This window comes from Sorangium sp. So ce1153, assembly GCF_051521595.1.
In the GTDB taxonomy this organism is placed as follows: Bacteria; Myxococcota_A; Polyangia; order Polyangiales; family Polyangiaceae; genus Sorangium.
On sequence record NZ_CP150361.1, the window covers coordinates 1,346,514 to 1,368,323 of the forward strand.

General features: G+C 71.2%; 14 protein-coding genes. 7 read left to right on the forward strand and 7 right to left on the reverse strand.

The features are described from left to right. Positions 1-154: 154 nt before the first annotated feature. Complete coding sequence (locus WME85_RS04690; protein ID WP_437835488.1) at positions 155-3,805, reverse strand: kelch repeat-containing protein; 3,651 nt, start codon at positions 3,803-3,805, stop codon at positions 155-157. A 41-nt stretch (positions 3,806-3,846) separates the two neighbouring features. Next, on the reverse strand, positions 3,847-4,137 hold the full coding sequence (locus tag WME85_RS04695) for a hypothetical protein (RefSeq protein WP_437835490.1): 291 nt from the start codon (positions 4,135-4,137) through the stop codon (positions 3,847-3,849). Positions 4,138-4,183: 46 nt separating this feature from the next. Between WME85_RS04695 and WME85_RS04700 the strand changes: the two genes are divergently transcribed. Continuing rightward, positions 4,184-7,210: a DNRLRE domain-containing protein gene (locus WME85_RS04700; protein ID WP_437835492.1), complete on the forward strand. Its 3,027-nt coding sequence runs from the start codon at positions 4,184-4,186 to the stop codon at positions 7,208-7,210. Between the two features lie 108 nt (positions 7,211-7,318). Here the strand turns inward: WME85_RS04700 and WME85_RS04705 are convergent, their stop codons facing one another. Beyond that, a complete protein-coding gene (locus WME85_RS04705) occupies positions 7,319-8,635 on the reverse strand; it encodes a flavin-dependent oxidoreductase (RefSeq protein WP_437835494.1) in 1,317 nt (438 codons plus the stop codon). A 45-nt stretch (positions 8,636-8,680) separates the two neighbouring features. Then, the gene (locus tag WME85_RS04710; protein WP_437835496.1) at positions 8,681-9,547 is read right to left on the reverse strand and encodes an SDR family oxidoreductase; all 867 of its coding nucleotides are present in this window, start codon (positions 9,545-9,547) and stop codon (positions 8,681-8,683) included. 184 nt (positions 9,548-9,731) lie between these two features. On the opposite strand from WME85_RS04710, the gene WME85_RS04715 reads away from it, so the two are divergent. The 5 genes from WME85_RS04715 (at position 9,732) to WME85_RS04735 (ending at position 15,261) form a co-directional block, all read left to right on the forward strand. Further along, positions 9,732-10,658, forward strand: coding sequence for a LysR substrate-binding domain-containing protein (locus tag WME85_RS04715; RefSeq protein WP_437835498.1), 927 nt, complete (start codon positions 9,732-9,734; stop codon positions 10,656-10,658). A gap of 308 nt (positions 10,659-10,966) precedes the next feature. Continuing rightward, a complete protein-coding gene (locus tag WME85_RS04720) occupies positions 10,967-11,533 on the forward strand; it encodes a hypothetical protein (RefSeq protein WP_437835500.1) in 567 nt (188 codons plus the stop codon). Positions 11,534-11,606: 73 nt separating this feature from the next. Further along, positions 11,607-12,722 carry a pectin acetylesterase-family hydrolase gene (locus WME85_RS04725; protein ID WP_437835503.1) on the forward strand — a complete coding sequence of 372 codons (1,116 nt, stop codon included), beginning with the start codon at positions 11,607-11,609 and terminating at the stop codon, positions 12,720-12,722. Between the two features lie 244 nt (positions 12,723-12,966). Next, positions 12,967-13,659, forward strand: a complete 693-nt coding sequence (locus WME85_RS04730; protein ID WP_437835505.1) for an ROK family protein — start codon at positions 12,967-12,969, stop codon at positions 13,657-13,659. A gap of 312 nt (positions 13,660-13,971) precedes the next feature. Then, complete coding sequence (locus WME85_RS04735) at positions 13,972-15,261, forward strand: cytochrome P450 (protein ID WP_437835508.1); 1,290 nt, start codon at positions 13,972-13,974, stop codon at positions 15,259-15,261. A 77-nt stretch (positions 15,262-15,338) separates the two neighbouring features. Here WME85_RS04735 and WME85_RS04740 read toward each other — a convergent pair whose 3' ends face one another. Then, a complete protein-coding gene (locus WME85_RS04740; RefSeq protein WP_437835511.1) occupies positions 15,339-17,195 on the reverse strand; it encodes a glycoside hydrolase family 43 protein in 1,857 nt (618 codons plus the stop codon). Between the two features lie 358 nt (positions 17,196-17,553). On the opposite strand from WME85_RS04740, the gene WME85_RS04745 reads away from it, so the two are divergent. Next, entirely contained in the window at positions 17,554-19,398 is a 1,845-nt protein-coding gene (locus WME85_RS04745; RefSeq protein WP_437835514.1) for a glycoside hydrolase family 43 protein, read from the forward strand. A 29-nt stretch (positions 19,399-19,427) separates the two neighbouring features. Here the strand turns inward: WME85_RS04745 and WME85_RS04750 are convergent, their stop codons facing one another. Together WME85_RS04750 and WME85_RS04755 are read right to left on the reverse strand one after the other, a co-directional pair. Continuing rightward, positions 19,428-20,570, reverse strand: a complete 1,143-nt coding sequence (locus tag WME85_RS04750; protein WP_437835517.1) for a hypothetical protein — start codon at positions 20,568-20,570, stop codon at positions 19,428-19,430. Positions 20,571-21,064: 494 nt separating this feature from the next. Continuing rightward, complete coding sequence (locus WME85_RS04755) at positions 21,065-21,724, reverse strand: glutathione S-transferase family protein (protein ID WP_437835519.1); 660 nt, start codon at positions 21,722-21,724, stop codon at positions 21,065-21,067. Between the last annotated feature and the right edge of the window lie 86 nt (positions 21,725-21,810).

Here is a 21,810-nt window from a genome sequence, read left to right on the forward strand (position 1 = left end):
CGCGGCGTCCCCGGGGAGGACGCGCGCGGCGCGGGGCAGCGGGTGGAGCGCGACCGAGGGGCTCAGGGGCCGGCGAGCCCGACGGCCAGCCCCGGCGACCCCGTGGACCGGGCCCGGCGGTCTCGAGATCGATCGGGGGCCGAGGTCGTCCGGCTCACGAGAGCGCCGTGCGGCGCGGCGCCTCGCTGGAGGCGCGGCGGCGCAGGCGCGCGAGGAGCAGCCCCGCAGCGAGCCACAGCGCCCCGTACCCGGCGCCGCTCGCGCCGGCGGCTGCGGCGGCGCTGCTGGCGCAGCCGCCGCCGTGGAGCCGGAGCTGCCCTTTCCCGCCCTCGCCGGAGGCCGCCCCGGCGACGGCCGCGCTGCCCCCGGCGCCGCCTGTCGCCGCCCCGTCCGGCCCCCCGGTGCCCGGCCCGGCGCCCCCTCCGCCTCCGCCGCCAGCGGCTCCGCCCGCCCCTGGCTCGGCCCCGCCCAGCCCGCCGCCGCCGCCGCTGCCCGGGCCACCGCCTTCGCCGGCGCCTCCGCTGCCGGGAGGGTCGTCGGGCAAGCAGCCGCCGGCGATGCAGATCCCGCCCGGGCACGGCGCCCGCTCGAGCTTGTTGCGCTCGACGCACGCGCCGTTCTGCCGCTCGCAGGCCGCGAACCTGCACGTGCTCGGGTCGGGCTGGGCGCACGCGAAGGGGTCGCCGCCGACGCAGCGCCCCCCGCGGCAGGCGTCGACCTGGGTGCAGGGATTGCCGTCATCGCAGGCGTCGCCGTCCTGCCTCGGCGGGTCGCAGCCACAGGCCTGGTCCGAGGTGCTGCCCGCGTCCGCGACCGTGGGGCAGGCGTCCTCCGGGTCCAGCTTGCCGTCGTCGTCGTCGTCGTCGTCGCACGCGTTGCCGTGGGGGTCGTCGTCGCTGTTGGTCTGCGTCGTGTTCGGCGTGTCGACGCAGTTGTCGGCGGCGTCGATGACGCCGTCGCTGTCGCCGTCGAGCGAGCAGACGCCGCCGATGCAGGCGCCCTCGGCGCACTCGACGGCCGCCGCGCAAGGCGCGTCGAGCGGCTTCTTCGCCCTGCAGACCGAGGCGTCGCAGTAGGCGCCCGCGTCGCACTGCTCGTGGTTCGAGCACCCGGTCAGGCACGCGCCGCCGGCGCAGGCGTAGAGGCCGCAGTCCACGGCGGCGCGCTCGACGCAGGCGCCGTCCGCGGTGCAGACGCTCGGCGGAAAGCTCGATGTGGCGTCGTCGGTGCAGGCGCCGGGCGCGCACTCGGTCTCGGCCGCCGCGAGGGCGTCGGCGGGGCACGCCTTGTCGCTGCCGGTGCAGCGCTCGGCCACGTCGCAGGGCCCCGCCGCCGGCCGGCAGACGGCGGTGGCCGGCGCGAGGGCGTCCGGAGGGCAGTCGGCGTCGCTGCCGGTGCAGCTCTCGGTCGCGTCGCAGGGGCCCGCCGCCCGCCTGCACACGGTGGCGGCCGACGCGAAGGCGTCGGCGGGGCACGCGCCGTCGCTGCCGGTGCAGCGCTCGGCCGCGTCGCAGGGGCCCGCCGCCGCCCGGCAGACGTCGGTCGCTGGCGCGAAGGCGTCGGCGGGGCAGTCGACGCCGCTGCCGGTGCAGCTCTCGGTCGCGTCGCAGGGGCCCGCCGCCCGCCTGCACACGGTGGCGGCCGACGCGAAGGCGTCCGCGGGGCACGCGGTGGAGCTGCCGGTGCAGCGCTCGGCCGCGTCGCAGGGGCCCGCCGCCGGCCGGCAAACGTCGGTCGCTGGCGCGAGGAGATCCGCCGGGCACGTGATGGAGCTGCCGGTGCAGCGCTCGGCCGCGTCGCAGGGGCCCGCCGCCGGCCGGCAAACGGCGGTGGCCGGCGCGAACGTATCGGCAGGGCAGTCGGCGGCGCTGCCGTTGCAGCGCTCCTCGACATCGCAGCTCCCGGCCGCGGCGCGGCAGACCTGCCCCGAGGCGCGCGGCCGACACACGCCGTCCACGGCCGCGCCGGCGGCGACGCTGCAGGCCTGACAGTCGCCGGGGTCGTCCCCGCCGCACGCGGTGTCGCAGCAGACCCCGTCGACGCAGGCGCCGCTCCGACACTCGCCGTCGCCGCGGCACTGCGCGCCGTCGGGGGACTCGGGGAGATAGAGCTCGGCGCTCGTGAGGGCAGCCGTCGTGTTCCGTCCTCCCGCCGCCAGGAGCCGACCGTCGCCGAGCGCCACCAGCGTGTGGTAGCCGCGGGCGGTCCGCATGTCGTCGGCCCCCGACCACGCCCCGGTCGCCAGGTCGTACCGCGCTGTCGAGGCGAGATAGCTGCCGTTGAAGCCGCCGGTGACCAGGACCGCGCTGTTCGAGATGAGCAGCGCCGCGGCGTGGTTGCTGCGCGCGGCGGGCATCTCGCCGGCGGCCAGCCAGGTCCGCGTCCGGAGATCGTACCGCTCCGCGCTCCTCAGGTACGTCCCGTTGTCGCCGCCGGCGACGAGGACGTCGCCGTTCGGCAGGAGCGTCGCGCTGTGCGAACTCCGCCCCGTGGTCAGGTTGTCGGTCGGCGACCACGCGTTGGTGGCCGGGTCGTAGATCTCCGCGGTGTCCAGGTAGCCGGTGGCGTACCCGCCCGCGACGAGCACCGTCCCGTCATTCAGCCTGACGGCGGTGTGCGTGTAGCGCGCGCTCATCCTCCCCGCGGCCGACCAGGCGCCCGTCTCGGCGTCGTAGCGCCGCGCGTCGCCGATCACGCTGGTGCCGTCGATCCCGCCCGCGACGAGCACGTCGCCGTCGTCGAGGCGCGTCGCCGTGTGGGACGCGCGATTGCCCACCTCCCCGGCGCTCGTCCAGGTGTTGGCGTCGGGATCGTAGATCTGCGCCGTCCCCGAGACGCTCGCCCCGGTGCGCCCGCCCGCGACGAGCACCCGGCGCCCGTCGCGCAGCAGGGTCGCGGTGTGCTGGTAACGTCCCGTGGCGCCCATCGTCGCCGTGGTCGACCACCTGTTCGTCAGCGGGTCATACAGCTCCGCGGTGTTCAGCGCGGCTGCCCCGTTGTACCCGCCGACGATGAGGACCTGGCCGGCCCTCGTGCCTTCCGTGATCAGGGTCGCGGTGTGCTCCCGGCGCCCCGCGCTCATCGTCGCGGGGACCTGCTCCCAGAGGGGGTCGACGAGCACCGCCTCCCCGTCGGCGTCGACGTGCAGCGCGAGCGTCGCGCCCTCCACCGACAGGCGCGCGCCGACGGGACGCTCGCCCCCCCTGGCGTAGGCCTCCGGCGCCGTCACGCGCAGCCGCGGGACGCCGGCCCCGTCCACCGCGAGCACCACGTCGCCCGCCTGGCGCAGCGTCGCCCCCTCCACATGCCATGACGCCACGGGGGCGTCGCGCCGGACCGCGTCCGCCTCGAGCAGCAGCCACTCCTCGGCTGCGCCGGGCTCGACGGTCCAGAACGACGTCGCCCCGGGCCGCCGGTGGGCGAGCGCGCGGCCTGCGCGCGTCACCCTTCCTCGCGCGCCCGCCTCGCGCACCTGGATCTCCAGCGCGTCCGGGCACACCGCCGCTGGGCCGGCGCACCCTCCGGCGCCGGGGAGGCGAAAGCGGACCGGCTCTGCCGCGTCGTGGGGCACCTCCACGGTGAGGCGCTCCGCGGCGCGACCCTCCGCAAGGGTGAAGACGGCGTCCCGCTCCACCATCTCGCCACCTCGATCGACAACGCGCGCTGCCACGGCGGGGAACCGCTCCGAGAGCACCTCGGCCGCCGGCGGCTCCGGAGGCGAGCATGCCGCGGCGAGCGCCGCGAGCAGCAATCCCGGCAGCGGGCCAGTGCGGGCTGATGCGGTCTCGCACGGTGAAATGGGCATGCGCCTCATGCCGCCATGAGAGCCAGGCGCTGGAAACGGCGTCAAGGTGCAGGTGCCTCCCGCGCAATTACATCGTGAGCGGAGTACGCCGAGGCGGGGGCGATGACGATGGCGATGACGAGGCGGACTCGCTCCTTCAGGGACAGCGAATTCCATTGTCCTTCAAACGAGAGCCGCTCGACGCGACCGCGGCACGAGCGACGAGCGACGAGCGACGAGCGACGAGCGACGAGCGACGAGCGACGAGCGACGAAACGATGCAGCGATGCAGCGATGTCGCGATGAATCATGCCCGGCAGACAAAAAACGATTCCATCGTCGCGCGGGAGCATGCATTATCATGGCGCCTCTTTGTGTGTGAGGCGAAGCGAGGATAGGATGACGCGCAATGTTGGTCGGTGGGGGACCGCCGGCGCCGTGGTGCTTTGTTGGTGTCTACCCAGCGAGGCGCTCGCCGTCGGGCCGAACGCAGTGATCTATGACGAGGGTTGCTTCGAGAACACGCTGCCGCCAAACGACGACGGCTCGAGCGGCGTGCAGGGGCTTCCGTTCGAGGTCAATTTCTCTGAAATCCGTTACAACAGCGTTTACGTCAACAACAACGGCAACATCACCTTCGACGGTCCGCTCAACGTCTTCACGCCATTCCCGCTCGAGAGCACGAACCGCGCCATCATCGCGCCCTTCTTCGCCGACGTCGACACGACGGGCCCGGGCTCCGGGCTCGCCCACTGGGGCGCGGTGGAGAAGCTCCCCGGCGACGGCCGCCGCGCCTTCTGCGCTGTCTGGGCGAGCTTCGACCCGACCTCGGGGAGCGCCGCGGGCGTCGGCTATTACTCGGCCAGCACCGACCGACTGAACCTCTTCCAGCTCCTGCTCGTGGACGCCCACACCTGCGACGCCGGCGAGCCGACGTGCACCGAGCTGATCTGCGATCCCGCCGACCCGGCATGTCCGCCGCCGAACTGCAATCCCACATCGCCGGAGTGCACTCCGCCCCCGGTCTGCGACCCCGCCGACCCGGACTGCGAGCCGCCGCTGAATACCGTCTATCGCGCCAAGGGGGACTTCGACGTCTTCTTCAATTATGACCAGATCCAGTGGAACGCCGGCTCGGCGAGCGGCGGCGTCGGCGGGCTCGGCGGCGAGACCGCCCGCGTGGGCTTTGCGCCCGGCGTGCTCCCGGACGGCACACACCCGCGCGGGGCCTACGAGCTGGCGAAGAACAAGGTCCAGCTCCCCTCGGATCCCGATGTCAGCGACATCTTCATCGACACGGACCTGTCCTATGCGCTCGTCAGCCATAGCGAGCTGTCCCTCCAGCAAGGGCGCTACCTCTACCGGGTCAGGAACGGCAACCTGAACGACGGGGACGGGGTCATCCAGGGGCGCGTGACGGCCCTGGACGACGCGGGACAGGTGGTGGGGGTGGCCGGCGCGCCCGTGCAGATCTGCGAGCGCGCGGGGCAGGGCCGCTGCCCGTGGTACGGGACGACCAACGGGCTCGGCGAGTTCACGGCGAACCGCATACCGACGCGTACGGCGTACCGGATCACGGCGTTCCCGCCGGCGGGGTCGAACCTGATCCAGAGCGAGGCCGACGTGGGTCCGTCCCCCGGTGACTTGAATCAGGACCTCCAGCTGGGCAAGCCGGCCGCGCCGCCCGCGGGCGTCGATCTCCAGCCCTCCTCCACGGGCGGCGGCGACGTCCCCGTCGTCTACTGGCACGATCCCACCACCCTGACCGCGCCCGGCTGCGCTGGCGGGACGGCGAGCTACGACGTGAAGTTCGGTAACCTCACGTTCGCCGCGGGTCCGATGCAGCTCGACGGGGACGGCCTGTTCCGCGCCGTGATCCCGCCCTTCTATCCCAACCACGGGGCGGCCACCGTCCTCCTCCGGACGCAGTGCGGCCCGACGACCTCGAGCTTCAGCTTCCCGATCTACATCGACCCGAGCGGGTGGATCCGGACCGTGGGCGGCGCGCCGATCGACGGGGCCACGGTCACGCTGCTCCGCTCCGACACCGGCGCTCCGGGCTCGTTCACCGTCGTGCCGGACGGGAGCGCGATCATGTCGCCCATGAACCGCGCCAACCCGAGCATCTCCGACGCGGAGGGGCACTTCGGCTGGGATGTCCTCACCGGCTATTACAAGGTCCGCGCCGAGAAGCCCGGCTGCCACGCGCCCGACAGCGCCGAGCAGCCTCATGTCGAGAGCGCCGTCATGCTCATCCCTCCGCCGGTCTTCGACCTGGATCTGCGGCTCGATTGCGGCACCGGCGCGGTCGGCGACACGACGGAGCCGACGCTCTCCGTGCCCGGCGACCTCGTGATCGAGGCGACCGGCGCGACCGGCGCGGCGGCCGCCTTCACGGTCTCCGCGATCGATGACGTCGACGGCGCCGTCCCCGTGATCTGCACGACGCCCGCGGGGAGCACGCTGCCGATCGGCGTGACCATCGTCCACTGCTACGCGCTCGACGCCACCGGGAACCTCGATTACGGCACCTTCGCCGTCATCGTCGAGGACACGCGGGCGCCGGTCCTCTCCATCCCCGGGTCGATGACCGTGCAGCCGGAGGGGCCGTGGGGCGCAGCGCTCGCCTTCACCGCCGTCGCGCTCGACGCGGTCGACGGCCCGGTCGCCGTGAGCTGCTCGCCGGCGCCGGGCACCGTCCTGCCGGTCGGCCTCACCACCGTCACCTGCAGCGCGACCGACGCGGCGGGCAACGCGGCGAGCGCCTCGTTCGACGTCGACATCCCCGTGTGGGTAGACAGCGACGGCGACGGGGTGAGCGACAGCCTCGACAACTGCCCTGACGACGCGAACCCGGGGCAGGGCGACGACGACGGCGACGGCGACGGCAACGCCTGCGATCCGGTCTGCGTCGCGATCTACCGCGGCGGCGCGGGCGGAGCGGCCGACTCCTTCATCTCGTCCTCCGAGCCGAACACGAGCTCGGGCTCGTATCCCGGCCTCTTCACGGGCACCTCCGGCGGCGGCGTGAAGATGGGCCTCGTCGCCTTCAACCTCGGCGCGATCCCGGAGGACGCGACCGTCGAGGGCGCGACGCTCTCGGTGCGGGCGCTCTACGCCCCGACGGCCGCGACGCTGGAGGTCCACGCGATCACCGCGCCGTGGACCGAGGCCACCGTCACGTACAACACGCTGAACGGCGCCTTCGACGCCGCCGTCGAGGCGTCGCTCGCGGTGCCGGCCAACCGGACAGCCACGGTGTCCTGCGACGTGACGGCGCTGGTCCAGGACTGGGTCTCGGGCGCGCTCGACAACCACGGCGTGCTGCTGCGCGAGGTCGGTCCGGGCAAGCGGACCCTCCGGTCGAGCGAGGAGCCCGCCGCCGCCGAGCGGCCGCGCCTCGATGTCTGCTACGTGACCCCGTGAGAAGCTAACCTCGACTCGGGCACTGCTGCGCGATGGCAGGCAGCTGCGTCCAGGTCGAGTCCAGTATCGCGTGTCAGCGATCCCGCCAAGGATTCCTGACGCGCGATACTAGCGCTCCGGCGCCGCCGCCTGGACGTGCGCCCCGGCCGGCTCGCGAGGCTCGACGCTCCACGACGGACGGGCGTTGAGCTCCTCGATCTGGAACCCGGCCGCCGCCTTGTAGCTGCGGGCGATCTCCTCGAGCTCGTCCCTGCTCAGCGCGTCCTCGATCCGCGCGAAGCCGCGCGGCGCGCGCTGCTCCACGAGCGCCATCACGCGCTCGGGACCCATCGCGCGGTTCGCGAGGACGAGGGCGCTCGTGGGCGGCCGGCGGGCAGCTTCGTAGCCGGCCAGCGCCGCCTCGGGGGAGCCCGTGTTGGCGAGGTGCGCGAGATGCCAGGCGAGCACGCGCGCGTCGAGGATCGCCTGGGAGGCGCCGTTCGAGCCGATGGGGTACATGGGATGGGCGGCGTCGCCGAGCAGCGTCACCCGGCCAGCGCTCCACCACGGCAGCGGATCGCGATCGACCATCGGATACTCGAAGATCGCACCGGCACCGGCGATGAGCGCGGGCACGTCGAGCCAGGGGAAGCGCCACGCGGCGAAGTGGGGCGAGACGTCCTCCAGCCGGCCTCGCCGGCTCCAGCTCTCGGGCGCGACGGTCGCCCCCTCGTGGAGGCGCACCTCGGCCACCCAGTTGATCGCCGCCCGGCCGCGGAGCTCCGCGGCGCGGGAGATCGGATAGGCGACGAACTTGGCGGTCAGGTTGCTCCCCGCCATGATCATGCTGCGCCCGGTGAGGAACGGCTCGCCGTCGGTCACGCCGCGCCACATGTGAACTCCGCTCCAGCGCGGCGGCCCCTCCCCCGGGTGCAGCGCCGCGCGCACCGCCGAATGGATGCCGTCGGCGCCGACGAGGACGTCGGCGGAGGCCTCGTCGAGCGCGCCGGTCGCGCGGTCCCGCAGCGCGACGCGCACCTCGGCGCCGGTCTGCTCGAACCGCTCCACGGCGAGCCCGGTGCGCACGGCGGCGGCGCCGAGGCGCCGCTTCACCGCCGCGAGCAGCCGCAGCTGGAGCTCGCCGCGATGGATGGAGTACTGAGGCCAGCGGTAGCCGGCCGCGACGCCCCGCGGCTCCGCCCAGATCCGGCTGCCGAACCGGTCGTGATACACGAGCTCGGCCGTGGGGATCCCCGTCGCCGAGAGCTCGTCGGCGAGGCCCAGCTCCGTGAGCTCCCGGACGGCGTGGGGGAGGAGGTTGATGCCGACGCCCAGCGGCAGGAGCTCGCGGGCCGCCTCGACGACCTGCGCCTCGATCCCGGCCGCGTGCAAGCTGAGCGTCGCGGCCAGACCCCCGATGCCGCCTCCGGCGATCAGCACGCGCATGCGGCGACGGTCGCACCTCGCGCGGGAGGAATCAATGGGCGGGCATCAGCCGAGCGCGCCCGCGAGCGCGCCCGCATGATCGCGGGCGAACTCCTCGAACGACACCGGCGCTCGCCCGGTGACGTCCTTCACCGCCGTCGACACCGCGCTGCCCGCGCCGGTCCGGTAATGCCGGTTCAGGTCGATCACGTGGTCGGCGTAGAACTCCGGCATCCCGCCCGCCACCATGCCGGCCCGCGCCGCGTCGTCGGACACGGCCACATAGCTCACCCTCTTGCCGAGGACGCCGGAGAGGATCTCCGCCGCCTCGCCGTACGAGATCGCCCGCGGGCCGGAGAGCTCGTAGGCCTTGCCGTCGTGCCCGGAGGTCGTGAGCGCCCGCGCCGCGACCCGCGCGATGTCGCGCACGTCGATGTGGCTTATCCGGGCGTCGCCCGCCGGCTGGTAGAACGCGCCCTGGGCCTTGATCGATCCGGCCATGAAGTTCACGAAATTCTGCATGAAGCCGTTCGGGCGGAGCAGCGTGAAGGCGAGGCCCGAGGACTCCACCGCGCGCTCGATGGACCTGTGGAGCTTCGCGAACGAGTACGCCTCTCCCGCGGCGTTCCAGGCCGAGAGCTTCACGATCTTCTTCGCCCCGGCGGCCCTCGCCGCGTCCACGACGGCGATCTCCCCCTCGACCTGACCGAGGCCGCCGGCGCCGAGCAGGAAGACGGCGTCGACGCCCTCGAGCGCCGGCCCGAGCGTCTCCGGCCGCGCGAAATCGAGGATCACGGCGTCGTCCCCCGCGGCCCGCGCCCGCTCGGCCTTGTCCCTGGAGCGGTGGGCGACGCGGGGCCTGTGGCCAGAGGACTTCAGCTCTTCGAGGAGGGCAGAACCGACCGTCCCTCCAGCGCCCGTCACGAGGATCATGAGTATCTCCTTGCTCGAACCTTGCTTGAACCGCGCTGTGCAGCGCGACGTCGACGCGCCGCGCGCCGGTCCAGGACGCCAGGACGATCGGTGCCCCGAGGACCAGCGCTCCGGCGCCACGACCGTACGATGCGGCCAGACATCGACTTTGACAATGAGCCGTGGGGACGACAGACTGGAACGGATGGAGTACCAATCGGGCCGGTCGCTCGAGGAGCTCGCCGCGTTCGTCGCCGTGGTCGAGGCGAACGGGTTCACCGCCGCCGCGCGCGCGCTGCGGGCGCGGAAGGCGACGCTCAGCCAGCGGGTGCAGGACCTCGAGGAGCGGCTCGGCGTCTCGCTGCTCGTGCGCACGACGCGCTCGCTCCGCGTGACCGACGAGGGGCGCGCGTACTTCGAGCACGCGCGCCGGTCGCTCGCCGCCGCGCGCGACGCCGAGGCCGTGGTGGCGATGGCGAAGTCGAAGCCGAGCGGGCTCCTGCGGGTCACCACGTCGGCCGCGCTCGCGGGCGTCCTGATGGAGGGGGTGATCACGCCGTACCTGGCCCGGTATCCCGACGTGTCCGTCGAGCTGGACACGTCGGTGCGTCGGGTCGACCTCGTGCGCGAGGGCTTCGATCTCGCGCTCCGCGTCGGCCCGCTCGACGACTCGTCGCTGGTCGCCCGGCGGCTCGGCGTGGCGACCGGCGGCTACTACGCGAGCCCGCGCTACCTCGAGCGCCGCGGCGCCCCGGAGCGGCCCGAGGAGCTGCTCGGCATCCACGACACGGTGATGGTCATGGTCGCGCGCGAGGGCGGCGGGCCCAAGGCATGGCCCTTCGCCCGCGGCGCCAAGAAGCTGTCGCTCGTCGTGCGGCCGCGCCTCTCCCTGAGCAGCTTCGAGCTCGCCGTGCAGGCCGCGGCGGCCGGCGCGGGCGTCGTCCGCTCGCCCCGGTATTTCGTCCGGCCGTTCCTGGCCAAGGGGCGGCTCGTCCCCGTCCTGGAGGAGTGGACGCCTCGAGGCTTCGACGTCCACGCGGTGTTCCCGCCCGGCGGCGCGCTCGTCCCGAAGACGCGCGTGTTCCTCGACATGCTGGCCGCCTGGTTCGACAAGAACGGGGGAGACGCGTAGCGCGGCTGGGCTGGCCTCCCTCGGGACGTCACGCCCTCGTCAAGCCTCCGCCCGCCGGGCAGACGTCGCCTCCGCCGGACCGCGCGCGGGAGGGAAGAGACCGCCGGAGCGCCACGTCTTTGCGCGCTTGGCCGCGGAACGCTCCGTGCCAGGGAAGCCAGGGAAGGGGAGTGATGCGGAAGCGCGCGGGGCGGCGCCGCCGAGGGCAGGTCTGCGGGTGACGTGCTGAGTCGAGCCCTGTGAGTGGCCGATGAAGGGGGCTGTAGAGTATGGCGAAAGGGCCTAACGAGGCATCCAGGGCCGAACCTGTGAGCGACCGGAGATCGCGGCCGCCCGCGACGAGCTCCACCGCGCGGCGCGCGCTCGAGCTCGTGGCCGTCCGAGGCAAGGACGTGATCGGCGTCCGCCACATGCTCGCCGAGGGGCGGGCGTACATCGGCGACACGCCCTCGTCCATCGCGCGCGTGCCGTCGGCAGAGCTCGACAGGGCAGCCCCGGTCATCGCGGAGGTGACCGGCGCCCGCTACGTGCTGCACGTGCCGCGCCGGACCCGGGCGCGCGTCCACGGCGCCGACGGGCTCGGACGTCTGCTGACCGGCCCCGCCGACATCGATCTGCAGGAGGGAGACCGCGCCGTGCTCGTGATCGGATCGGTCCAGATCCGCGCGCAGATCGTGCCCATCGAGATCATCTCGCGGCTGGGGGCGTCCGGTCTGCGCTGGATCGGGCTCATCGGCGCCCTCTACCTCGCCGCGCTCGCCGTCTGCGCGGTGCTCGCGCCGCGCGATCGGGCCCGCCTCGACGAGGGGTCGATCCGGCGCGCCGTCAGCGAGGCCGCAGCCCAGCTCTGGGCAGAGCACGCCCCGCCGCCATAGCGCAGAGCATCATCCCCGGCGGCCGTCTCCGGCGGAGAAGCCCGCGAGTCGCGGAGTGCTATTCTCCGGAATCATGCGAATCAAGGCCCTCTCGTTTCTTCAAGCTCAACTGCCGTTGTGCCTGTTCGCCTTCCTCGGCTGTGGCGGTCCGTCCGCCAGGGACGAAAGCCCGAGCAACGCGCCACACGCCGGGATCGAGAGCCTGCCGCCCGGGTGGAACACCATCGAGCCGGGCGGCGAGACGACGTGCTCGCGCGGCGATCCGTTCAAGTACTTCGTCCGCCCGGGCACCGTCAATCGCCTCGTCGTCGAGTTCCGCGGCGGCGGCGCGTGCTGGAGCCAGGCCACCTGTTCTATCGCAGGCTCGCTCTTTCAGGAGACGGTCACCGAGGATGCGGCCGTGGTGAACCAGCAGGGGGCGACCGGGATCTACGATCATGAGAACCCGGACAACCCCTTCAGGGAGTGGCACCATGTCTACATCCCTTACTGCACCGGGGACATTCACTGGGGCGACAACACGGCCACCTATGGAGAGGGGGACCAGGCCGTCACCATCCAGCACAAGGGCGCCGTCAACGTGCGCGCGGCGCTCGGCTGGATTTACGAGAACGTCCCCGCTCCCGAGAAGATCTTCGTGACGGGATGCAGCGCGGGCGCGTACGGATCGATCATGTGGTCCGCGCACCTGCGGGAGCACTACCAGGACGCTTCCGTGGTCCAGTTCGCCGACAGCGGCGCGGGGATCATCACCGACTCGTTCTTCGAGGACAGCTTCCCCGCGTGGAAGCCGCAGGGCGCCTATCCCACGTGGATCACCGGGCTCGACCCGACCGAGCTCGCGCGGCTCTCCGTGCTCTACGAGGCCATCGGCGGCTACTACCCCGACATGCGCCTGTCGCAGTACAACACGGTCTACGACGATGACCAGAGCTTCTTCTTCAAGGCGATGGGCGGCGGCGACGTCCAGGCCTGGTCGGATGCCATGAGGGCGTCGGTCGCCGATATCGAGGCCTCGACGGAGAACTTCAGCTCGTTCCTCGCCCCCGGCAGCGCGCACTGCATCCTCTGGCGGCCGGAGTTCTACACGGTCGAGTCGGGCGGGACGCGGCTCGTGCGGTGGCTCGACAGCCTCGTGAACGGCGAGGCCCCGCCGAGCGTCGCCTGCGACGAGTGCGGTTCCCCCTAGCCTGCGTCCCCGGCGCGCTTCGCCGCCACGGGCGGGCGCGGAGGCCGGGCGGCGGGGGAGGCGAGGGCGCGGCGGCGGCCGGATCCCGGGCGCAGGGCGCCGTTCCGGGCGCGCGCGACCGCGACGCTGCGGCGCCAGTTGACACTCCGCCAGAGCTCTAGATTATGTCCGCCGCGATCGCGGGCGCGCAGACGCCCCCGCGACGACCCCGGAGGAGGTGCTCCGGGGGAACACAGAGGGATCCATGCGCACGTTTTGTATCGATATCGGCGGAACGGGGATCAAGGCCACCATCCTCGACGAGCAGGGGACTCCATTGACGGATCCCGCGCGCGTGCCGACGCCCCAGCCGGCCTCGCCGGAGCCCATCCTCGACGTCATCGCCGAGCTCGCGCGCGTGCAGGGGGAGTTCGATCGGGTCTCGATCGGCTTCCCCGGCGTCGTGATGGAGAACGTGACCAAGACGGCGCCCCACCTCGACAACGAGAAGTGGAAGGGCTACCCGCTCGCCGAGGCCGTCGAGCGCCGCCTCGGGAGGCCTGTCCGCGTCGCCAACGACGCGGGCATCCAGGGGCTCGCCGTCATCGAGGGCAAGGGGCTCGAGATGGTGCTCACCTTCGGCACGGGGCTCGGCTGCGCCCTGTACATCGACGGCCACTACGTGCCGAACCTCGAGCTCGGGCACCACCCGTACGGCAAGCGCGACCTGAAGTACGAGGACCGCGTGTTCGACGCCGAGTGCAAGCGCATCGGCCCGAAGCGGTGGAACAAGCGCGTGCGCCAGATGATCGCGCAGATCGAGCCGATCTTCAACTACCGCAAGCTCTACCTCGGCGGCGGCAATGCGCGCCTGCTCGACGTATCGCGGCTGCCCGAGAACGTCGTCGTGGTGGACAACGTCGCCGGCCTGCTCGGCGGAATCAAGCTCTGGGCCTAGACCGATCACGTTGAAACCCGGAGAATTTTCACAGGGAGGCGGGGAGGCGGGGAGGGAGAAAAAAATGAGGTTCATTCTCCTGCCGTCTCTCGCTCCCCGCCTCCCCGCCTCCCTGTGAAATTCCTGCTTTTTCTCGTGGTTTCAACCCGTTTGTCGCTCTAGCCGCGCCCGCGTCGTGAGGTGGGGAGGCGCGGCCCTCCGCGCCCCCGCGCCCCCCCTTCGCCCCGCGCGCGGCCCTGGCCCGTGGGCGGGCGTTCCCGGGCGCGGGCCGCGCCGGTTCCAAAGCGGCCGCGACCGTCGTACCCTGGCTCGATGAACTCGCCCGACGCACCGAAGCCCGACGCAACGCCCGCGGCCACTCCGGCGGCGGACGCCGATCTCGACCGCTTCCGCCTTCAATCGCCGGAGACCCTCGCGAACCCGTACCCCGTCTACGCCAGGCTGCGCGAGGAAGCGCCGGTGTACTTCAGCGCGGGCTATAACGGCTGGCTCGTCACCCGTTACGACCACGTCGCCGCGGGCTTCCGCGACCCGCGCCTCTCGGCGAAGCGCTCGAGCGCCTTCGTGACGAAGCTGCCGGACGAGGTGCGGCAGCGGCTCGAGCCCCTGCGCCGCAACCTGGCGTCGTGGGCCTTGCTGCTCGACCCGCCGGAGCACACGCGCATCCGCTCGCTGATCAACAAGGCGTTCGTGCCGCGGCTCGTCGAGGGGCTGCGCCCGCGCGTGGAGGCGCTCGTCAACGAGCTGCTCGACGCTGTCGCGCCGGCGGGGCAGATGGACATCCTGCGCGACCTCGGCGACCTCCTGCCGCTGCTCGTCATCGGCGAGGTGCTCGGCGTGCCCGCCGAGGATCGCCATAAGCTGAAGGGCTGGTCCAACGCGCTCGGCGGCTTCCTCGGCGCGGGCCGGCCGACGCTGGAGATCGCCGGCGGCGCGCTGACCGCCGTGGCCGAGCTGGAGGACTACTTCCGCGGCGTGATCGCGGCCCGGCGGCAGAGCCCCGGGAGCGACCTGCTGAGTCAGCTCCTCGTCGCGGAGGAGCAGGGCATGATCCTCGGCGAGCAGGAGCTGCTCTCGACGTGCTGCATGCTGCTCTTCGGCGGCCACGAGACGACGAAGAACCTCATCGGCAATGGCCTGCTCGCGCTGCTGCGCCACCCCGCCGCGCGCGACGAGCTCCGCGGGTCGCCGATGCTGGTCGGCCCGGCGGTGGAGGAGCTGCTCCGCTACGACTCCCCGGTGCAGTGGATGAGCCGGGTGGCGCTGGAGGACATCGAGCTCGACGGCGCGCGGATCCCGAAGGGCGATCGCGCCTTCCTGGTCCTCGGCGCGGCGAACCGCGATCCCGCGCAGTTCCCCGACCCCGACCGGCTCGATTTCCACCGCACGGACATCCGTCACATCTCGTTCGGGTTGGGCGTCCATTACTGCGCCGGCGCCGCGCTGGCCCGGGTGGAGGCCCAGGCGGCGATCGCCACGTTCGTCCGCCGTTTCCCGCACGCGGAGCTCTCCTCCGCCCCGCTGACGTGGCGGATGAACCCCGGCGTGCGCGGCCTCGCCGCCATCCCGGTGGAGCTGGGCCAGGAGAAAGCCTCTCCCTGACCGCACCGCGGGTACCCGCGGTGCCTGGAGGACAGGTGCGCGTCGCTCGCCGCAGGGGATGCGGCGCGACGTGGGGTTTACCCCAACTTCGAGCTCGTGACGCCCGGGCCATGCTCCCTTCGGCCGCGCCGCCGGAGCCCCAGGGACGCCGCGAGCAGCGCTGTCAGCACGAGGGTATTTCCGGACGGAGCCCGGCTCGCCGCGCGGCAGCTGCAACCGGCTGGGTCGCCCGATTCTCCGTCGGAGGTCCCCCCCGACGACGCCTGGGCGGACGACGTCGAGCCCGGGGAAGCCCCGCCCGTGCCGACCGTGGACCCTCCGCCGGCGCCGGAGCCGGAGCTTGAGACCGAGCCAGTACCGGCGCCGATGCCGCCACCGCCGCTCGTGCTTCCCACCGTGGCGCCCCCGCCGGCTCCCTCGCCCCCGACGGGCGAGAACTGCCAGGAGTTCATGTTGAAAAGGTACGAATCGCCGCCGGTGAAGACCAGGTACAGGTCGTGAACGCCGGTGGCGCCGTCGACCGCGCACGACGTGTCGCCCCACGTCTGCCAGTCCCCGGTCGCCGCGACCGCGCAGGTCCCCACGAGCGTGCCGTCGGGCGACTCCAGGTGGAGCTCGATGCTGCCTCCCTGCCCGGCGCTCGCGACGCGCGCGCTGAAGCTCTCCGCCCCTTCGCCGAAGTCGACCCCGCGGAGACGCACCCAGTCTCCGTCCTCGATGTTGGAGAGGTTCATCCCCCCCTCCTCGCAGGGCTCGGTCTCGATGCCGCGCTGCGCGTTGAAGGTCTCGGCTTCGACGCGCACGTAGGGGTCGAAGTTCTTGACCTGCTTGAGCCCGTCCGTCGTGTAGGTCACTGGCACGATCGACCCGTCCTCCTTGTAGGTGAACGACTCGATCCCGAGGTTCCGGCGATAGCCCGGGGGCTCGCCGGCGTCGTTGGCGACGGAGCGATTGTGGTAGGCGTGGTACCAGGAGCCGCCGAACTCGAAGATTGCCGCGTGGTTGTTGTTGTTGTTGTTCTTCGGCGGCTGGGGCCCCACCGTGCCGCGGTGGGTGAAGCCGGAGGTGGGGCTCGAGCTCGTGAGGTAGTCGATCCGCATGCCGTTCGCGGGGTTCGTCGAGTACGACAGGTAGTAAACGCCGTTCCGCTTGTGCATCCAGGAGGCCTCGAAGAAGTACGGGACCGTGATCGAGGAGGCCGAGCCCGAGACGCTCACCATGTCGTTGTTCAGCTTGATGACGCGCGCGTTCTGCTCGCCGTTGCCGCCGAAGTAGAGGTACGCCTGGCCGTCGTCGTCGATGAAGACCCCCGGATCGAAGAGCCAGATGTTCTGGCCCGAGGCACCGGGGGTGCTCGAGGTGATCAGGGCGCTGCCCTTCGCGTCCCTGAACGGTCCGGTCGGGCTGTCGCTCTTGGCGACGCCGATACCTGACCCGTTGTTGGCGAAGTACATGTAGATGGTGCCGTCGCGCTCGATGAGCGAGGGGGCCCACGTGTTGGCCGCCCAGGAGGCGTCGCGGGGCACGCGGATCACTTCCCCGTGGTCGGTCCAGTTCTTCAGGTCGCTGCTCGAGATCGCCACGAACGAGGCCATCTTGTAGCCGTCGTCCGAGCCGTCCGCCTTGACGTTGTCGTCGTCGTTCGAGCCGTAGAGATAGACGCGCCCGTCGTGCACCAGCGAGGCCGGGTCGGCGAGGTAGCGGTGCGAGGCGACGGGGTAATCGGCGAGCGCGGAAGGGCTCGCGAAGAGCCCGGCCAAGACGAGCGCGCCCCCGCACCAGGTCGTTAACGCCAACCTTCTTGAAGAATGCATGTTCACCTGATGGATAAGGGTCCGGAGCAGTTGGATGGCGCCGCCGCGCGCGCGCATCTGCTCGTTGAGCTCGTCGAAGAAAGTTACAGTGCGCGTGACGACCGGTGCAGGGCTCAGCACGAAGGATGAACCCCGAGGTGTATTGTGAGCGCTCACATTTCAGATGTCAATCTCGTCGGAACCGATGAGACCGCACGAGTTTGTTTGGTGCGGTAGCTAACTTTTCGTTGCGGTCGGCCGCCGTTGCGCGCCCGACGGGGCCGAGGAGAGCCGCGCGCCGGTCCATTTTGGTTGACGTGGTTATGTGAACGTTCACAATATGCTCTGGAACCCTCGAACAAGAGACGCCGGGCGACGGACGAGGAGGTGAATCAGGCACCTCGGGCAGGGCGGGAGGCGCCGGGGGCAGCTCGGCCACAGCCGATGCCCCAGCCGCGTGCCGAGCGCTCTCGCTGGCGCCTCTCATCAGGAGATCTCCATGTACTTTTCTTCCCAATCCTCCAGCATCCGCGCTCGCATCCGACGTACAGGCGGTGCGGCGTCCGCATCCGTTCTTCTCCTTCTCCTCGCGAGTTGTGCCGGGGAGTCGCAGGGGGGCGACGGCGGCGGCGGCGGCGACACCACGGGGGCCACGGGCACGACGACTGGCCCTGGAACGGGCGGCCCGAGCACCAGCGGCTCGAGCGGGAGCGGCGCGCAACCGGCGAGCGGCGGCTCGACGAGCACCAGCGGAGGATCGGCGGCGTCCGGGGGCGGTGACCCTGGTACCGGCGGCGGTGACGGTGGCTCGGGTGGCGGCCCCCCTGCTGTCTGCCCCGAGACCTACTCCAATCCCATCGTCTGGGCGGACCTCCCCGACGCGGAGGTCATTCGCGTCGACGACACCTATTACTATACAGCGTCCTCGTTCCACCATTCGCCAGGAGCGCCCGTGCTCCGCTCGTACGATCTGGTCCACTGGGAATACCTCTCACACTCCGTTCCCGCGCTGGACTTCGACGCGTCGTACGACATGAGAGGGGATACCTCCTATGTGAACGGGATCTGGGCGTCCACGCTCCAGTACCGGAAGAGCAACGAGACCTTCTACTGGATGGGCTGCATGCACAACGTGGGGGGCGGCTATGTCTTCACCTCCAAGTCCCCCACAGGTCCGTGGGAGAAGCACAGAGGCGGTTGTTATTACGATATGGGGTTGTTGATCGACGACGACGACACCATGTACGTAGCTTCCGGGAACAACACGATCAACGTGGCGCAGCTGAGCGCAGACGGCTTCAGCCAGGTCAAGAGCCAGGTCGTGTTCCAGACGCCGGGGAACCTCTCCGGACCGCTGGAGGGCTCCCGCTTCATCAAGAAGGACGGGAACTACTACATCTTCACCACGCAATACGCGAACGGTGAGTATGTGCTGCGATCGACGAACGGGCCGTTCGGCCCCTACGAGCTGAAGCCCTTCGCGGTCAAGCTGCCCTACGCTGGCGCCCCTGGCTCCGGCGGGGCTCCGCACCAAGGCGGCGTCGTCGAGACGCAGAACGGCGACTGGTACTACATGGCGTTCAATGACGCGTTCCCGGCTGGCCGCATGCCGGTCATGGCCCCGATGACCTGGAGCGACGGCTGGCCCTCGGTCACCCTGGTGGACGGCAAATGGGGCGGTACGTACCCCTTCCCGAACCTGCCTTGCGGCTCGAATCGCGTGACGCCGCCTCCCAGCAAGGACACCTTCGAGGGAGACACCCTGCGCCCTGAATGGGAGTGGAACCACAACCCCGACAACACCAAGTGGTCCTCCGGGGGTGGGCTGACCCTGCAAACGGCGACGATGACCAACGATCTCTATGCCGCTCGAAACACGCTGACGCGTCGCATCGAGGGGCCCATCCAGATCGGGACGATCGAGCTTGACTACAGTGGAATGCAGAACGGCGACGTCGCCGGCCTCGCTGCCCTGCGCGACGTGTCGGCGTGGATCGGGGTCAAGAAGGCCAACGGGGCGACGCGCGTGGTGATGACCAATGGGGTGAACATGAACACCTCCTGGACCACGACGAGCAGGGGGAACGAGGTGGCTGGCGCCGACGTGTCAGGCGGCAAGATCTGGCTGCGCGTCACAGCCAACGTCCGCACGGACGGCGGCGGCGCGCAAGCGCGCTTCTCCTACAGCACGGACGGCACCCGGTTCACGGACCTGGGCAACACGCTCAACATGACCAAGGACTGGCAGTACTTCCTTGGTTACCGCTTCGGCATCTTCAACTACGCCACGCAGTCGCTGGGCGGCTCGGTGAAGGTCGCTTCCTTCGAGGCGACCAAGCCGTGACGATGCCGTCGTAGCGGCAGCGCGCAGGGTCACGGAAACTCGCGCACCTTGACCGCGCGTGTCGTGCCCGGGTAGGCGTCGTTGTAGTGCTCCACACCATAGAGCAGGATCTCGCCGTCGGGATCCACATAGATCCCGGCCCCTGCGTCGAAGGCGCAGTAGCGCTTGTTGCCCGTGGCCGCGCTGCTGCAGGACATGTGTCGGCTGGCCACCTCGGTGAAGCTGGGCACGAAGGTGGCGCCGAGGTCCACGCGCCAGAGGTCGACCCAGTCCTCGTCAAACCACTTGTTCCTGTGCGTCCCAGCGACGAAGAGCTGCCCGTCGCACTGGGTCACGAGCTGCAGGCCCTGGTACTCCGCGCCGCCGAAGGGCGTCGAGACGCTCGCCTGGGATACCCAGGTGGAGCTCGAGCTGCCGAAATAGGGCATCGCCGCCTCCGAGGACACGAACACCTCGACGTCGTCCGAGTTGTGGCCAAAGACGAGCGCGAGGTAGCGGCCAGAGGAGAGCAGCGTGAGGCTCACCGCTCCCGCGTTGACCGTCTGACCTCGCGTTCGCAAGACCAGCGGGCTCCACTGGGGGTTCAAGGGGTTCGACAACCGGGCGATGCGAAAGCCCGCCGTCGCCTGATCGTCGTTGTTCTCGAAGGGCACAATGACGTACTCGCCGTTCACCTGAAGGCCGCCCGAGTGATCGTACGGCATCCCCGAGTCATCGGACTTGTAGTGCACGATGGCGTCGCTGCAGGACGGGAGCCGGGAGGGATAGGCATTCCGCCCCAGCAGCCACGGGTTGTTGCTCAGCGATCCGAGGCGCACGACCTCGAAGCCCGGGCGCGCGCCCCCCTGAACGGAGGTCGTCACCAGGAGATAGTTGTAGTCACGCGCGAGCCGCTGGATGCCCTGGTGGTGAATGAGCCCGGCGCCCGTCGTGGGCGCATACGCGCTGCACGCGTCGCTGCCGCTGCGGTAGGCCATGACATAGCTCGGGTCGTAGAGCCCGTTGATGCTGCTGGCGGCGTCGTTCACGCAGCGGTTCGTATAGGGGTTCGCGTGGTCCGTGTGGGCCCAGCCCCAATGGGAGCTCAGCCCCTCGTAGGCCACGCCCACGTCGTCGAGCGCTGGATCGGCCGTGCTCTCCTCCGTCCCACCACAGGCGACGAGAGACAGCACGCCGACTGCTGCTACAGCGAGCGGCCAGATCCTGGATTGGAGATTGGAACCATCGTTCTTCATGTCGTCCTCGGAGAGAGAGGTGTGCTGGGCGTGCGAGCAGAAGGTCGGGCCACGGGAGGCCGCCGAAGTGGCTCGGCGGTCGTTGCGCGTCGTTACGCGTCGTTGCGCGTCGCTGCGCGTCGCCGTGAACGCTGCGAAGGGCGCGTCGGTCGACGTTCACCCGTGTTTGCAGCGCTCATGCCAGGGTGGCAGCGCGCGGCGTCCGCCAGGGATTTACAAGCGGCGTTGAGCCCGCTCACCCCCGGCGAGCAAGCCGGCGGCGCGCCCCCGTCAAGCTCCAGCGCTCCTTGGCCGCGCGCAGCGAGCCGCACCTGCGCGGGTTGAGCAACAACAGCGCAACCGTGGGGGCCTCGCGGCGCAGCGGGTGATCCGTGAGACTCTCCGTGGGGGAGGTCACAAAACTCTACCCCGTCGTGACGAGGACTTACGCTCTAGCGGATGTCGTCGACGCTCACGCCGAGCCGCTCGGCGTAGAGGCCAAGGGTGCGCTGCCACGCCGGGCGGGCCTGACAGCGCTCGTAGTAGGCCTTGAGCCTCGGGAACGGATCCATCAGGTCGGTCTTGCGGGTGCTGCGCAGGACGCCGGCCATCATGATGTCGGCCGCCGTGAAATCATCGCAGGCGATCCACTCGCGGCCCTCGAGGCGGCGCTCGACGTCGCCGAGCCAGCGGCGGGCGAGCTTGGGCACCTCCGCGTGGAGCGTCTGTGCGGCCTTGCCGCTGTCGAATATCCCGATCATGTCGATGCACACCAGGGTCGGCTCGACGGTGCTGACCGCGGCGAAGCACCACTGGATGACGCGGGTGCGGCCCTGGACGTCGCCCGGGATCAGCTTGCCGGCCTTCTCCGCCAGGTAGAGCACCACCGCGGCAGATTCGGCCACCACGAAGCCGTCGTCGTCGATGACCGGCGCCTGGCGGAAGGGGCTGATGCGGCCGTAAGCGTCGCTGTCGAGATCGCCGGCGGTGTGGTCGAGCGCGTGGACTCGGTACGGCAGCCCGGTCTCCTCGAGCGCCCACTGCGCCCGGAGGTCTTTCGTCTCGCCGACCCCCTCGGGAAAGATACGTCCGAAGCCATAGAGCGTGATCATGTCGTCCTCCGATCGAGGGCCGGATCCACCGGCCCGCTCGGGAGCCTGTCACGCCGCGGACGGCGGCGCGAGCTCCAGGGCAGACA